This window comes from Limibacterium fermenti, assembly GCF_041902845.1.
Classification (GTDB): Bacteria; Bacteroidota; Bacteroidia; order Bacteroidales; family Dysgonomonadaceae; genus Limibacterium; species Limibacterium fermenti.
The window spans coordinates 2,853,453-2,868,882 of record NZ_CP159486.1 but is presented as its reverse complement, the minus strand read 5'-3'; the positions used below and the strand labels follow the sequence as shown (position 1 = coordinate 2,868,882).

Genomic DNA, 15,430 nt, shown 5'->3' with positions numbered 1-15,430 from the left:
ATGAACGATGAACGATGGAGGATAAGGAGAAAATAATTACGGAAGAGAAAGCATGGCAACGCATGGCGCGTCTGTGTGCCCGTAATGAATATTGTATAGAGGATATCCGTCGGAAATTGCGGAAGTTGAATCTTTCTGACAAGGATATAGAGAGCGTACTTGTTAAGTTACAGAAAAGATCTTATGTGGATGACGGCCGTTTTGCCCGTGGTTTTATCCGCGATAAACTGTATCTCAACAAATGGGGGAAAAGAAAAATCGAAATGGCTTTAAAACAAAAAAAGATATCTCCTGAAGTAATAGAGGCTGCTTTTTCGGAACTTCCCGACGGGGCGGACCTCGAATCGTTGCAGCCGTTACTCGAAAAAAAATGGAGAACGGTAAAAGCCCAATCGGTCTATGAGAAGCGGTCGAAAGTTATCCGTTTTGCTCTCGGCAGGGGTTTTCCCATGGACGACGTTCTTCGTTGTTTCGATAAAATGCAAATAGACGATGATAATAAGGACGATTCATGGTCTTTTTGAAGATCTTCTTCAATTATTTTTCCCCGGCACTTGTTTAATCTGTGGTGAGAAATTGGTGTCCGGGGAGGAGGGCGTTTGTCTCGATTGCCTTTACCGGTTGCCACGCACCCATAATTTTGATATTCCCGGCAACGAAGCTGAAGTGTTGATGTCCGGACGTTTCCCGTTTGTCCGTATCGCTACGTTTTGTCTTTATTCGAAAGGAGGAATGTTGCCCCCGCTGATTCACGAGCTTAAATATGAAGGACGGAAAGAAATCGGATTGCTTTTAGGGCGTATTTGCGGTAGAGAATTGTATGGCAGTCGTTTTTTTGCGCCACTCGAAGGGATTGTTCCCGTACCGTTGCACCCGAAAAAACAAACCAAACGCGGATTTAATCAAGCGGAAATCATTGCGGACGGTTTATCGGAAGTCTTATCCATACCCGTGCTTACCGGTAATCTGGTGCGTGTCGAATATAATTCCACCCAAACCAAACGTTCGAAAATACAACGGTGGAAAAATGTCGAGGATATTTTTCGTGTGAACAACCCGGAACAATTTGCCGGTAAACACTTGCTGTTAGTCGATGATGTGTTGACTACCGGCGCTACTATTGAAGCATGCGCTCATGCTTTGGCGGTGTGTGTCGATCTGAAAATCAGCGTTCTTGCTATCGGTCAAGCTGTTTAAAACAAAAAGTTTCCAAAATGCTCCCATAATCGGCATAAAAGTACTATTTTTGTGATTCATTCGGAGTAAAGTCAAAAAGCAACATGAGTACATTAGAGAAATTAACAGCGGAAAAACTTTTAAGAATTAAGGCCGTAAAATTGCAGCCTTCGAATCCTTTTACTTGGGCATCGGGATGGAAATCGCCTATATATTGCGATAACAGAAAGTTAATGTCTTATCCGGCCATAAGGAATTTTATCAAAGTGGAATTTTGCCGCCTTATACTGGAAAAATATCCTCAAGTCGAAGCGATCGCAGGAGTGGCTACCGGAGCTATCGCCCCCGGTGCATTGGTTGCCGACACGCTGGGTTTGCCATTCGTCTATATCCGCTCCGCACCCAAAGATCATGGTCTGGAAAACCTCATCGAAGGGGATTTGAAACCGAAGCAAAAGGTTGTCGTGGTGGAAGATTTGGTATCTACCGGTCAGAGCAGTCTGCGGGCAGTGGAGGTCGTGCGGCGTGACGGTTCGGATGTCTTGGGCATTGTGGCGGTATTCACGTATGATTTTCCCGTTGTACAACAAAATATGAAAGAAGCCCGCGTGGAGTTGACAACCTTGTCGAATTACGATGCCATTTTGGACGAAGCGCTTCTTACGGATTACATTGATGAATCGGAATTGAAAACGTTGCAGGACTGGCGCAAAGATCCCAAGAACTGGGGCGATTCGACTAAAAGATTGAAAAAATGACGGAATTTACCAGTGATGTAAAAACAATTCCTTATGACGATGGCGATATTTTCCGGGTGTTGTCGGATATGAATAACTTGGAATGGGTGAAAGATCAATTACCTGAAGACAAGATATCCGGTTTTACTTTCGATCGCGATGGCTTTTCGTTTCATGTAGAACCAATCGGGGTTGTTACGTTTTTGATCGTTACGCGAGAGCCCAATAAGTTCGTTAAGTTTCAATCGCAGAATTTGCCTTTTGAAGCTCATTGTTGGATACAACTCGTTCAGAAAGAAGAGAAAGATACGAAGATGAAAGTAACGTTCAAAGCCGACATCAATCCCTTTCTCCGCTCCATGGTTTCCAAGCCTATTCAGCAAGCGGTAGATAAGATCGCCGAAACACTGGCCGCATTGCCTTATTCTCGCATAGGGGAATCGAGGTAAGCGAGTGCGTCGCTTCCAATAACCGGCTCGGTATCGAGCGGCTGTTTTCCTGATAACCGTATAATAGGATAGATTAATAACTGAAGATATGAAGATGAAGAAAAGCCTCCCTCTTATTCTCCTTCCGGCTGTGCTGGTAACCATTTTATGGGTATGCCTATCGGGGAGTGATTCGCAAAAGATAGAAGAAGGACAATCGCAGGTACTGTCGATGGCGGCTTCGGTAACTATTCCCGGGCAAATGGTGTTTGCCGGTGAAAAAATCGTCTTCGATCGCTACGATAAACATGAGCGGATGGATCGCGAACTGAATAGTTTCACTTATTTCCACTCCACCACGCTGCTGCTGTTCAAACGGGCCAACCGCCTGTTCCCGCTCATCGAGCCTATTCTGAAACAACAGGGAATGCCCGATGATTTGAAATATCTTGCGGTCATCGAAAGCAGCCTCGACCCACGTGCCGTTTCTTCGGCCGGCGCCGCCGGCTTGTGGCAGTTTATCTCTTCGTCCGCTACCCAATATGGATTGGAAGTATCGCTGGAGGTGGATGAACGCTACCATATAGAAAAATCCACTCTTGCCGCTTGCCGCTATTTGAAAAGCGCTTACCGTAAATACGGATCGTGGAGTGCGGCGTTGCTTTCTTATAATGGCGGTCAGGCGAGGATTACGAACGAATTGAGCCGTCAGGCGGCGGACGATGCGCTCGATTTATGGCTGGTGGAAGAAACCACGCGTTATTATTACCGCATGCTTGCCGTCAAACTGATTTTTGAAGATCCTCAACAATACGGGTTCGTTATTCGTCCCGACCAATTATATCGCCCTATCCGGTTTAAAGAAATCAACGTTTCGGGCTCTATTCCCGATTTGATTGCCTTTGCCAAACAAAACGGCGTGACGTATGCCCAACTGAAAGACTTTAATTCGTGGCTTCGAAGTGACAAGCTGACGAATAAAATCGGTAAAAGTTACCTCTTGCTCGTCCCTACGGCTGAGAGTTTGTATTATCGGAAAGGTGAAAAATATCCGGTGCACGATTCGCGGTGGGTGCAAAAATAAATATGACTGAAACAGAATTTATTCAGGTGTACGGTGCGCGCGTACACAATCTTAAAAATATAGACGTTCAGATTCCGCGTGATTCCCTCACGGTGATTACCGGCCTGAGCGGAAGCGGAAAATCATCCTTGGCTTTCGATACCATATTTGCCGAAGGTCAACGCCGTTATATCGAAACGTTCTCGGCTTATGCGCGCGGATTTTTGGGTAAAATGGAACGTCCCGATGTCGATGAGATCACGGGACTCAGCCCGGTTATTTCCATCGAACAGAAAACGACCAACAAGAATCCGCGTTCGACCGTAGGAACGACGACCGAAATTTACGACTTCCTGCGGCTGCTCTTTGCCCGCGCCGGTGAAGCCTATTCCTACAATACCGGCGAGAAAATGGTGAAATATACCGAAGAACAGATTGTCGAACTGATCCTGGAAAAGTATATCGGTAAAAAGATTTATATCCTTGCCCCCGTGGTGCGGAACCGTAAAGGGCATTATAAGGAACTTTTCGAGCAGATACGTAAAAAAGGATATCTAAATGTGCGTGTCGATGGCGAGATTCAGGAAATATTTCCCGGCATGAAGGTCGATCGGTATAAAAACCATAGCATCGAAATATTAATTGACAAACTCTCCGTCTCCAACAAGTTTGAAGACAAGCTTAAGGCCAGCGTGCGTGTAGCCATGAAGCAAGGTTCGGGGTTGATTCTCATAGAAGATGCCGATAGCGGCGACGTACGCCATTACAGCAAGCAGTTGATGTGTCCGACAACCGGATTGTCCTACAACGAACCCGCACCGCACAATTTCTCTTTCAATTCGCCGCAAGGCGCTTGTCCGCGTTGTAAAGGCCTCGGTATTGTCGAACAAATCGATATCGAAAAGATTATTCCCAATCCGGCCCTTAGTATTGCCGCAGGGGGCATTCTTCCCTTGGGAAAAGAACGCAGCAGTCTTATTTTTTGGCAAATAGCCGCTATTTGTGAAAAATACGGAGTGACCCTCAAGACCCCGCTGAAAGATATTCCGCAGGAAGCCATCGAGGAAATCATGTATGGAACGAATGAGCGCCTGAAGATAAAGAATGAGTCGCTGGGTAATTCAAACTATTTGGTCATTTATGAAGGAGTGGTCAAATATATCGAAATGCAGCAGGACGATGAAGCCTCTGCCTCTGCCCAAAAGTGGGCCGATCAGTTCGTGACCACTTTCGTGTGCCCGGAATGCCATGGGCAGCGGCTCAACAAGGAGGCATTGCATTTCAGAATAAACGGAAAAAATATTGCTGAGTTGGCCGATATGGATATCCGTCATTTGTATGATTGGATGGTCGATATGGATACGCATGTATCGGAAAAGCAGCGTTTGATTGCCGAAGAGATTAAAAAAGAAATTCTATCGCGCCTGCGATTTTTATTGGATGTCGGATTGGGGTATCTTTCCCTTTCGCGCGCCTCTTCGTCGCTGTCGGGAGGCGAAAGCCAGCGCATACGCCTGGCGACGCAAATCGGTTCCCAACTGGTGAATGTCTTGTATATATTGGATGAGCCGAGTATCGGGTTGCATCAGCGGGATAACCACCGGTTGATCGATTCGTTGAAGAAACTGCGCGATTCCGGAAATTCGGTCGTTGTCGTGGAGCACGATAAGGACATGATGCTGGCATCCGATTATATTGTGGATATGGGCCCTTTTGCCGGACGGAAGGGTGGGGACGTGGTTTTCGCCGGTACGCCCGGTGAAATGCTGAAGAAAAATACGCTCACATCGAATTACTTGAACGGAAAACTGAAAATAGATCTTCCGGAGAAGCGCCGAAAAGGGAATGGAAATACCTTAACGATTAAGGGCGCTACCGGCAATAATTTGAAAAATGTGACGGCATCGTTTCCTTTGGGTACGCTGATATGTGTGACCGGCGTGTCGGGAAGCGGAAAATCGACGTTGATTAACGAAACGCTACAACCGATTTTGAGTCAGAAATTCTATCGTTCGATAAAAGACCCGCTTCCTTATAAATCGATAAAAGGCGTGGAACATGTCGATAAGATTGTCAGTGTGGATCAATCGCCTATAGGCCGCACCCCGCGTTCGAATCCCGCTACGTACAGCGGTGTGTTTTCCGATATACGGAATCTATTTGCGGGGATGCCCGAAGCGAAAGTGCGCGGATACAAACCCGGGCGCTTCTCTTTTAATGTGAAAGGCGGGCGGTGCGAGAACTGTAAAGGGAACGGATACAAAACCATCGAGATGAATTTTCTGCCCGATGTGATGGTGCCCTGTGAGGTGTGTCATGGCACGCGTTATAACCGTGAGACGCTGGAGGTACGTTATAAGGGCAAATCGATAGCCGATGTGCTGGATATGACGATCAATATGGCCGTGGAGTTTTTCGAAAATATTCCATCTATTCTACATAAGATAAAAGTGTTGCAAGAGGTCGGATTAGGATATATCCGATTGGGGCAATCGTCGACCACCTTGTCGGGAGGTGAAAGTCAACGGGTGAAATTGGCTGCGGAGCTTTCACGCATGGATACCGGCAATACGCTTTATGTGCTTGACGAGCCGACGACCGGACTCCATTTCGAAGATATCAGGGTGTTGCTTGGCGTCCTCAACAAGTTGGTCGAAAAGGGAAATACGGTCATTGTCATCGAACATAACATGGATATTATAAAATCGGCCGATTATATTATCGATCTGGGCCCCGAAGGGGGAGAAAAAGGCGGAAATATACTGGCTACGGGAACGCCTGAAGACATTGTCGCGCACTCCGACAGCTATACCGCTGTATACCTGAAAGAAGAAATGAAAGAAAAGAATCGAGATAAAAGTTAAATAAGAATCGGGAATGAACATTTGTATAACGCTGTTGTTTAGTTTGTGTAATTAATGCATACGAATTGGTTACAAATGATAAGGTGTTATTAAGCAACGAAAAATAATAATTATAGATATTTGATATGGCAAAAATTGCATTTAAAGGTAATCCCGTGCAAACGAGTGGCGATTTGCCGGAGGTAGGTGTTCAGGCTCCCGATTTTACATTGGTGAAAAGTGATCTGTCGGAAGCGAAGTTATCCGATTTTAAGGGAAAGAATGTCGTTCTAAACATATTCCCGAGTTTGGATACCGGTGTTTGCGCCGCATCCGTGCGTCGCTTTAATAAAGAAGCCGCTTCCGCAAATAATACAGTGGTATTAGGCATATCGGCCGACCTGCCTTTTGCTTCGGGACGTTTTTGCTCCGCAGAAGGTATTGATAATGTCGTCACATTATCCACTTTCCGCGATACTGCATTTGGCAAAGATTACGGCGTTTTCATGCTCGATGGTCCTTTGAAGGGATTATTGGCTAGAGCCGTAGTGGTGGTAGACCCACAAGGGAAGATAGCATATAAAGAGCTGGTTCCTGAGATTGCACAGGAACCTGATTATCTTTCTGCAATCAACTCGATAGTGTAGTTTGTTTCATGAAGATTGTGTTAACAAGAAAAGTCTGCGAAGTGATTCGCGGGCTTTTCGCTTTCAGATGGATGGGGTTACGCAGAGTTGCATGGAGGAGGACACGAAGATTAGAGACTGTCTCCGATAGAAGATGATAATCTTTCGCTGGATAAGATCGGAGAGTAATTTTGGTCAGTATCTCTTTTTTATTTACGTTTGTACGGCAATCGGTGCAAATTAAATTTTTTGATTATGGAACGAGTGATAGAAATTTCAAGTAGAGAATTTAGGGAAAAACAGAAGGCTTACTTAGATCTCGCGGATAGCGGGGCGCAAATTATTCTCAAACGTGGCCGGAAACAGGCCTACAAACTTACTCCTGTCGATGATGACAGCGACTTTGTGATTACTCCCGAACTCGAGAAAAGACTCGAAGAAGGCCGAAGAGAATATAGGGAAGGTAAAGCCATTTCGTGCAAAACAAAGGAAGAGCTTCATCGTTTCTTAGATTCTCTATGATATATAGGATTTATTTCTCAAAGGAAGCATCCAAAGTAGTAGCCAAGTATAAGAAGTCAAATCCCGTACTTTACAAAAAATTGGAGAAGTTATTAGATGAGATCATGGAACACCCAAGAAGTGGAATAGGACACCCGGAGCCTCTCGTTTCGGGTAATTCTGCAACCTATTCCCGCAGGATCGGCGGAAAAGATCGACTGATTTATGATATTCATGATGAGACGGTAACCGTTCTCGTATTGTCGGTAGAGGGGCATTACAAGGCAAATGAAAGATTGATAAAAGATTGATGGGAGATTGTTGGAAGATTGAAGGGAGAGAACAAACCGGCTCCCCGCTTTGTTGTATAGTAAATATTGATCAATCCCTTATTTATGGAAAAAACGGAGCTTCCTGCAAAAATTACGTTCAAATCGGTATTCGATATCATTAAGCTGACCATTCAAGGATTTACCGACGACAAGGTTACCAAATTGAGTGCTTCGCTGGCGTATGCGACTATTTTTGCGATGATCCCTTTTCTAACGTTGATTGTATCTATCGGCGCTATATTTCATCAGGACATCGCCTCCGAAATGTATAGCCGCATGACTCCTTTATTGGGGAGCGACGTCGTGGTACAATTACAGTCTATTCTCAACAATGCTTCGGCTGCGGATACGTCTTCCTTAGCCACCATCATAAGCTTGGGTGTGACGATATTCGGTGCAACCGCTATTTTTGCCGAAATTCAAACATCGCTCAATACCATCTGGGGCATTAAGCCCAAACCGAAGAAAGGATGGCTTTTGTATTTGAAGAACAGACTGCTCTCTTTTTCTATGATTTTAGTTTTAGGATTTCTGATGTTAGTGACTTTATTCTTCTCGACGCTTATTACCGGATTGAGCGATCGGTTATCGGCATTTTTCCCCGATGTGACAGCCCTTCTTTTTCAGGGTGTCGGGATGTTGGTGAATATAATCGTTATATCGGTCTTATTTGTGTTGATGTTTAAAGTGCTGCCGGATGCTAAAATCAAGTTACGGGATGTGGCGGTAGGCTCGGTTGTTACGACCGTCCTGTTTCTTGTTGGCCAATATGCTATTTCGTTTTATATGGGCACACGGAATGTCACTTCGGTATATGGTGCCGCAGCATTTATCATTATACTGCTTACGTGGATATATTACTCTTCCATCATTATATATATCGGAGCGGAATTTACGAAAGCTTGGGCGAATAATCAAGGCGGAAAAATATTTCCCGATGATTATGCCGTTGCTACAAAAACGGTTGAAATAGAGCAGGAGAACGTTTCGGTGTCAACAATTCATAAAGAAAAAGTGAATCTGACAGATGAAACTCATTCCAACGAATCATTACAGAGGACATAAACAATTCATAATTTGAACAAAATGAAAACAGGTATCGGTATTATTCTTATTGCAGGCGCATTATTTTTGGGTTATTTAGGTGTTACAGGGTTACAGGAAAGCTCTAAAGCCGTAAACATCCTGGGTATCGAACTCAGAGCGGAAGATCAGGGAGCAAAAGAGACTTCTTATGTGCAACTCGGACTGGCGTTGGTTGCGTTGGTCGGAGGGGTTTATCTCGTAGGGAATAAAAAGAAATAGCGACGGATTCATCCTTACACCGGTGTTGTCGGGGGTGTTGATTGATAAAGCACCCCCGATAAGAAAGAATCAATAGATAAAATAAGTTGCGTGCCCGTTAAAACTCCTATCTTTTTCGTACTTTTGCACGGAATAGGATAATTGTTTCATTGACTTCTATTACATAAGGCGATAGAAGTTGTTTTCTACTATGGCGACAATAAAGAAAAAGAGAGTAAGACGAAAAGCGAACGGAAAACCCCGTAATCAAAAAAAGGAATGGATGGAGTTTCTCAAAAATGAAAGAGTGCATTTCATTTTTGGAGTACTTCTTGCTTTCATCGGCATTTTTATGTTGTTGGCCATTATTTCTTTTTTCTTTACCGGGGCCGCCGATCAAAGTGCGGTTTTGAACAAATCCTTTTGGGAGTTGATACGGGATAAAACGCTGGAAGTCCAAAACTGGACAGGTGTTGGCGGTGCTTTTATCGCAGAATATATGGTGAACGGGTGGTTCGGTATCTTTTCCGTTATTGTGCCCCTCTTTATTATGTATTTGGGTATGCGGTTGATGGACGTCTCTAATTTGTCATTCTTCAAAACGTTACTTTCTTCGGCATTGATCCTTATCGGAGGATCTATAGCCAGCGCCTTTGTTTTAGGAAAACTATTTCCTACAAGCCATATAAATTGGGGCGGTGTTCACGGAAACCGGATAGAAGCTTTTCTGGAAAGTAGTATCGGTTGGCCGGGATTGCTTCTTCTTATTGTTTTGTGCATCGTGATTATCGTGGTGATTTTCAAAAAAAACTCCATGTATAAAATGCAGGAAACGATCATCAAAGGAAAATCCACATTCGGGAATAATCCGAAAGAGGAATCTTTTCCGGAAGATGAGGATGCGGCCTCGGAAGAAGAATATTCTCCAGAAGACGCCCGCGAAAAAGAACCGTCCTTTCTTCAGAGGCTTTTAAAGAAAACAAAAGCCGTTTTTGCTCATTCTCCGGATAAAAAAATACCGGAAGATGAGCCGCAGGACGAATCTTCTTTTTTACCTGAAAAAGAAGAGATAACGCCGTTTGCAAAAGAATTTGAGCAGAAACGGCGGAATATGGATAACTTCGAAGTAATCGTTCCGAAAGACGAAGAGCCCGTTCTGGAGCCCGAAAGTCCCGAACCAATGGATGAGACCGGTTCTGTTGAGGAGGATGCCTCGTTATCATCCAATCCGGACGATGAACCCATGGAAGATTATGACCCGAAGAAAGATCTTTCTTCTTTCCGTTTCCCCACCATGGATTTGCTGAAAACGTATCAAACACAGAATCGGGAGGTCGATATGAAGGAGCAGAATGAAAATAAAGATAAGATCATCCGTACGTTGCGGAATTATGGAATCGAAATCACTTCCATCAAAGCGACGGTCGGACCGACTATAACCCTTTATGAAATAGTGCCTCAAGCCGGTGTGCGCATATCGCGAATCCGCAATCTGGAAGATGATATTGCTCTTAGTTTGTCCGCTTTGGGCATCCGCATTATCGCGCCTATTCCCGGAAAGGGAACGGTCGGCATCGAGGTGCCGAACAAAGATCCGCAAATCGTTTCGATGCAATCGGTTATTTCTTCCAAGAAGTTTCAGGAATGTACGTACGATCTTCCGGTGGCGTTGGGAAAAACGATTACGAACGATGTCTTTATCTTCGACTTGACAAAGATGCCTCACTTATTGGTCGCCGGCGCTACGGGGCAGGGAAAATCCGTCGGATTGAACGCGATCATCACCTCCTTGCTGTATAAAAAGCACCCTTCCGAAATGAAGATGGTGCTGATCGACCCGAAAATGGTTGAATTCAATATTTATTCGACCATCGAAAGGCATTATCTGGCGAAACTACCCGATGCCGAAAAGGCGATTATCACGGATGTGTCCAAAGTGACGCAGACGCTTAATTCGCTTACAAAAGAGATGGATGACCGCTATGAATTGTTGATGAAGGCGCATGTCAGAACGATTAAGGAATATAACGATAAGTTTATTAAAAGACGGTTGAACCCGAAGAACGGGCATCGTTACCTTCCTTATATTGTAGTGGTTATCGATGAGTTCGGCGATTTGATTATGACTGCCGGTAAGGAAATAGAGATGCCGATAGCCCGTATTGCGCAGAAAGCGCGTGCGGTAGGCATACACATGGTTATCGCTACGCAGCGTCCTACCACCAATATCATTACGGGTACCATTAAAGCGAACTTTCCGGCGCGCATCGCTTTCCGTGTGACTTCGCAAATCGATTCGCGTACGATTCTCGATATGAACGGCGCCAATCAGTTGATCGGGCGGGGAGATATGCTTTTCTCGCAGGGAAGCAATCTTATCCGTATTCAATGTGCGTTTGTCGATACGCCCGAAGTGGAAGAGATTTCGCAATACATTGGGCAGCAACAAGGCTATGAATCGGCGTTTGCGCTTCCGGAAGTCGATTTGCCGGATGGGGAAGAGAAAGTCGGATCGGTCGATCTGAATGAGCGGGATACTCTCTTTGATGAAGCGGCACGCTTGATTGTGGTTCATCAGCAGGGATCGACGTCTCTTATTCAGCGCAAGTTCTCCATCGGATATAATCGTGCGGGAAGGTTGATGGATCAACTCGAAGCCGCCGGCATCGTAGGCCCTGTTCAGGGTAGTAAGCCCCGCGAAGTATATATTTCGGATGAATATTCGCTTGAAAAACTGTTGGACTCCTTGCAATAAGCCGTTAAAGAGCGGTATGATCCCCTCCGGGCTATCGCCCTCGTCCCCTTATTTTAAGGGGACAGTTGCGGAAGCCAAGTCCCATTACTCTTCCTTTAGTATAAGGAGTGCCCGCAGGGAGAGGGGTTAGGGTAAGTTAGGAATAAACTAAAAAGAGTTTTAAAGGTCGTAAGGGAAATGATTTTTATAAAAACAGAAAGAAGATGAAAAAATATATATTTACCTTCGTTGCATTGATGGTCGTTTTGATTGCTGCGGCACAATCCTCGAATGAATCGAAAGTGATATTGGATAGGGCGTATGCCGCTTATTCGGCATCGGATGGCGTCAAACTGTCTTTTTCTTTGGCTGTACAAGAAGATGCCAAGGGAAGAGGACAATCTTCCGAAACAGGAGAAGCGATGGCAAAAGGGAATAAATTTAAGATCGAGACGAATACAGCCGATATTTGGTACGATGGAACCACTCAATGGGTCCTTTCGAAAGATGCCAAAGAAGTCTATGTGTCGCAACCTTCCGGTGATGAACTGGCGACCGTCAGCCCGTTGGCCTTATTGAGCCTTTATAAAAAAGGATATGCCTTTAAAGCGCCGGTATCCAAAACGGTGAACGGCCGGCCGGCTTATGTAATCGATATGGAAGCGACGGATAAAAAAGGCGATTTTACTTCTATTGCCGTCGCTATTGACAAGCAAAGTAATTCGATTTTACAAGTAATACTCGTTATGAGAAACGGTATGAAGAACAAAATCGATATCGAACGTTATAATGCGAATTACCGTTTTGCCGATCAAGACTTCATTTTTGATAAAGCCGCCCATAAAGGAGTGGAAATAGTTGATTTACGGTAGCATCGTTTCCGTTTACATATCATAGATAAAGGTAATATCCGTTTTTAATATAACGGAATATTCGTACCTTTCTTCTATAAATTCCCCCCATATTCAAAGAAAAATGGAGCTAAATAGAGAAAGATGTTTGGATACAGGCATAAATCACCCTACCCACAAGGTTGCAGGCAAAGACGCGGTGACGCCTTCCGATATGCGATTTTCTTCTGCGGGCTTGTCTTCTCTTATTGGGAGCAGCATTAACCCCGGTCTGTGTTCTTGAGGTCGTTTCAGGGACGACTGTGACATTGGCCTATTTGTAAACGGGGTCTTGAGCCACCACAAAGTTACCCGGCCTTTACGCTTGTATTATAGATTAATATTCAGTATGTTCGCTGTTTTTTCGTACTCCTTCTTGTAATATGCGAGCCGGGCTTTCATCTTCACCGGATCGTAAACAGGGGCCAGCCGGGGATCGTATTGCCTGGTGTGCTTGAGCACGTTCCATATGACAACGAGCAGTTTCCTTGCTATGGCGACCAGAGCCTTTTTCCTTGGCTTGCGCATGGTCATGCGTTGGAACTTTTCCTTGAAAAACGAACCCTTCGACCGGGAAGCCGCCCAGGAGACCTGTACCAGGATCGAACGCAGGTACTTGTTGCCTTTGGTGGTAGCGGTGCTCTTGTATTTGCCGGCGCTTTCATCATTCCTCGGGCGCAATCCCGCCCATCCGACAATCTTGCCGCTATTTTCAAAGACACTCATATCCCCACCCGTTTCGGCTATTATGGTCATCGCCGCTATCCGGCTTATTCCCGGAATGGTTTGTAAAAGATTTACCGGCAACGCAAAATGTAGGCCACATATCCGCTCCATTTGTGACAGACATTCCGATATCTGCAACTGGTATATGTCATACTCCTGTTTCGCCCAGGACAATTCCTGGCGGTGGTGCGCCCTGATATTGCCCCTAAGGGCCTCCTTTAATTTCCCGCTCTGCTTGTTTTTCCTGTTCCCGTACACCAGGCTTACAAGATAGCCCGGGTCTGTCCATCCGGCTATCAGCGCCTCGACGATACCCATGAAACTTTTCGTGCTGATACTGCTCAGGCAACTGCTCGCCCGGATACCTGCCTTTACCAGGATGGCGTCCATACACGTCAGCACACGGGTCACCTGCTGCCTGAGCTTGCCGTATTTGCGGGAATAGACCCGCAACTCCTGTATCAGGGGAGCAGGAACGAAACTGCCGCGCATCATGCCCTTGTGCAACAGGCTGGCTATCCACTGGGCATCCTTGATGTCGCTCTTACGACCCGGCATCTGTTTGATCAGGTACGGGTTGACAAGCGTCAACTTGAACCCCATCTCGTAGAATATGTCCCACACGGCAATCCAGTAGATACCCGTGCTTTCCAGGGCCACCTCCTCCACCTCTTCCGACTGCAGGTACTCACCCATCGAATAGATTGCAGGGGTCAGCGTTGCATATTCTTTCACTTGAGAATGACTCTCTCCATTGTAGATTGCACAGAATATATTATCTTTGTGCACATCTAAGCCACATACTTTTTTCATTATTGAATATTTTAGTGGTTAATGATCTTCAAATATAGAGAAAGTTGTGGCTTATTTCAAATCAATGTGTAAAACCGGCCCAAACGGACTCAAACAGAACACTCAATTTTTATGGGTCTGTGTATATGTGTATACTTTTATGTATATTTGGCTATTAAAAAATAGACATAATGAGAAATAAAGTACGTTGTTTGATTATCGGTTCGGGGCCTGCCGGATACACGGCGGCTATCTATGCTTCGCGTGCGAATCTGGAGCCCGTTTTATTCGAAGGATTACAACCCGGAGGTCAGTTGACAACCACGACTGAAGTCGAGAACTTTCCGGGATATCCCGAGGGCGTGACGGGTGCTCAATTAATGGCGGATTTAAAAAAGCAAGCCCAAAAATACGGAGCGGAAATATTTCCCGGTAGAGTGACGTCGGTTGATTTCTCGTCGCGGCCGTTTAAAGTGACGGTCGATGACGAGAGCCCGGTAGAAGCCGATACGGTTATTATATCTACCGGAGCTACGGCCAAATATTTAGGTATTCCCGATGAAACCAACTATGCCGGACAAGGAGTGTCGGCTTGCGCTACATGCGATGGCTTTTTCTATCGTAAGAAAAAAGTCGCGGTGGTAGGCGGCGGAGACACGGCTTGCGAAGAGGCTGCTTATTTGGCGGGATTGGCCGAAAAAGTGTATATGATTGTTCGTAAACCTTTTTTGCGCGCTTCAAAGATTATGCAGGAGCGGGTGATGAATAATCCGAAGATCGAAATCCTTTTCGAACATAATACCCTCGGCCTTTTCGGAGATAACGGCGTGGAAGGGGCTCATTTGGTAAAGCGAATGGGGGAGCCGGATGAAGAAAAGGTGGATATTGCCATCGACGGATTCTTTTTAGCCATTGGCCATACGCCTAATACGGGTGTTTTTAAAGACTTTATCGAGTTGGATAATGCTGGATATATCAAAACGCAGCATCCTACTACCAAAACAAATATCGAAGGGATCTTCGCGGCGGGAGATGTGGCCGACTCGCTTTATCGTCAGGCGGTAACAGCGGCCGGAACCGGTTGTCGCGCGGCCATCGATGCCGAAAGGTATCTTTCTGAAAAAGGCCTCTGATACGATCCATTCCTACCTAAAAGGTTTGAGCGCCTACTTCCGAATTCTGGCGTTGAACTTCCGAAGCCCGGTATTGAAGATCGGAAGCCCGGTGTCGAACCTCCGAAGGCGTATTTTGGGCATCGGAAGCCCGATTTTGAACTTCCGTAGTCCGGCGTCGAACTT

General features: G+C 45.5%; 15 protein-coding genes. 14 read left to right on the top strand and 1 reads right to left on the bottom strand.

All coding sequences use genetic code 11. The annotated features are described in order from the left end of the window. The first annotated feature begins 14 nt into the window (after positions 1 to 14). From ABNK31_RS12440 to ABNK31_RS12380, 13 genes are all read left to right on the top strand, one after another. Positions 15 to 524: a regulatory protein RecX gene (locus tag ABNK31_RS12440; protein ID WP_418892825.1), complete on the top strand. Its 510-nt coding sequence runs from the start codon at positions 15 to 17 to the stop codon at positions 522 to 524. Beyond that, positions 493 to 1,197 (top strand): ComF family protein, encoded by a 705-nt coding sequence (locus ABNK31_RS12435; protein WP_418892824.1) that lies wholly within the window; start codon positions 493 to 495, stop codon positions 1,195 to 1,197. The genes ABNK31_RS12440 and ABNK31_RS12435 overlap by 32 nt, the downstream gene beginning before the upstream one ends. Before the next feature lie 83 nt (positions 1,198 to 1,280). Further along, on the top strand, positions 1,281 to 1,934 hold the full coding sequence (pyrE, locus tag ABNK31_RS12430) for an orotate phosphoribosyltransferase (RefSeq protein WP_418892823.1): 654 nt from the start codon (positions 1,281 to 1,283) through the stop codon (positions 1,932 to 1,934). After that, positions 1,931 to 2,362 (top strand): SRPBCC family protein, encoded by a 432-nt coding sequence (locus tag ABNK31_RS12425; protein WP_418892822.1) that lies wholly within the window; start codon positions 1,931 to 1,933, stop codon positions 2,360 to 2,362. Before pyrE ends, ABNK31_RS12425 begins: the two co-directional genes overlap by 4 nt. A gap of 88 nt (positions 2,363 to 2,450) precedes the next feature. Beyond that, a complete protein-coding gene (locus ABNK31_RS12420) occupies positions 2,451 to 3,425 on the top strand; it encodes a lytic transglycosylase domain-containing protein (protein ID WP_418892821.1) in 975 nt (324 codons plus the stop codon). 2 nt (positions 3,426 to 3,427) lie between these two features. After that, positions 3,428 to 6,268 (top strand): excinuclease ABC subunit UvrA, encoded by a 2,841-nt coding sequence (uvrA, locus tag ABNK31_RS12415; protein WP_418892820.1) that lies wholly within the window; start codon positions 3,428 to 3,430, stop codon positions 6,266 to 6,268. 125 nt (positions 6,269 to 6,393) lie between these two features. Further along, positions 6,394 to 6,894, top strand: coding sequence for a thiol peroxidase (gene tpx, locus ABNK31_RS12410; protein ID WP_418892819.1), 501 nt, complete (start codon positions 6,394 to 6,396; stop codon positions 6,892 to 6,894). Between the two features lie 234 nt (positions 6,895 to 7,128). Next, positions 7,129 to 7,395, top strand: a complete 267-nt coding sequence (locus tag ABNK31_RS12405; protein ID WP_418892818.1) for a hypothetical protein — start codon at positions 7,129 to 7,131, stop codon at positions 7,393 to 7,395. Further along, positions 7,392 to 7,685 (top strand): Txe/YoeB family addiction module toxin, encoded by a 294-nt coding sequence (locus ABNK31_RS12400; RefSeq protein ID WP_418892817.1) that lies wholly within the window; start codon positions 7,392 to 7,394, stop codon positions 7,683 to 7,685. Before ABNK31_RS12405 ends, ABNK31_RS12400 begins: the two co-directional genes overlap by 4 nt. A gap of 84 nt (positions 7,686 to 7,769) precedes the next feature. Next, the gene (locus ABNK31_RS12395; protein WP_418892816.1) at positions 7,770 to 8,771 is read left to right on the top strand and encodes a YihY/virulence factor BrkB family protein; all 1,002 of its coding nucleotides are present in this window, start codon (positions 7,770 to 7,772) and stop codon (positions 8,769 to 8,771) included. A 21-nt stretch (positions 8,772 to 8,792) separates the two neighbouring features. Next, positions 8,793 to 9,011, top strand: coding sequence for a hypothetical protein (locus ABNK31_RS12390; protein ID WP_321578987.1), 219 nt, complete (start codon positions 8,793 to 8,795; stop codon positions 9,009 to 9,011). Between the two features lie 199 nt (positions 9,012 to 9,210). After that, positions 9,211 to 11,745 (top strand): DNA translocase FtsK 4TM domain-containing protein, encoded by a 2,535-nt coding sequence (locus ABNK31_RS12385; protein ID WP_418895404.1) that lies wholly within the window; start codon positions 9,211 to 9,213, stop codon positions 11,743 to 11,745. A gap of 203 nt (positions 11,746 to 11,948) precedes the next feature. After that, entirely contained in the window at positions 11,949 to 12,596 is a 648-nt protein-coding gene (locus tag ABNK31_RS12380; RefSeq protein WP_418892815.1) for a LolA family protein, read from the top strand. Between the two features lie 348 nt (positions 12,597 to 12,944). Here ABNK31_RS12380 and ABNK31_RS12375 read toward each other — a convergent pair whose 3' ends face one another. Beyond that, positions 12,945 to 14,153, bottom strand: a complete 1,209-nt coding sequence (locus ABNK31_RS12375; RefSeq protein WP_418892526.1) for an IS110 family transposase — start codon at positions 14,151 to 14,153, stop codon at positions 12,945 to 12,947. Between the two features lie 170 nt (positions 14,154 to 14,323). On the opposite strand from ABNK31_RS12375, the gene trxB reads away from it, so the two are divergent. Continuing rightward, positions 14,324 to 15,265: a thioredoxin-disulfide reductase gene (trxB, locus tag ABNK31_RS12370; RefSeq protein WP_418892814.1), complete on the top strand. Its 942-nt coding sequence runs from the start codon at positions 14,324 to 14,326 to the stop codon at positions 15,263 to 15,265. The last annotated feature ends 165 nt before the right edge of the window (positions 15,266 to 15,430 follow it).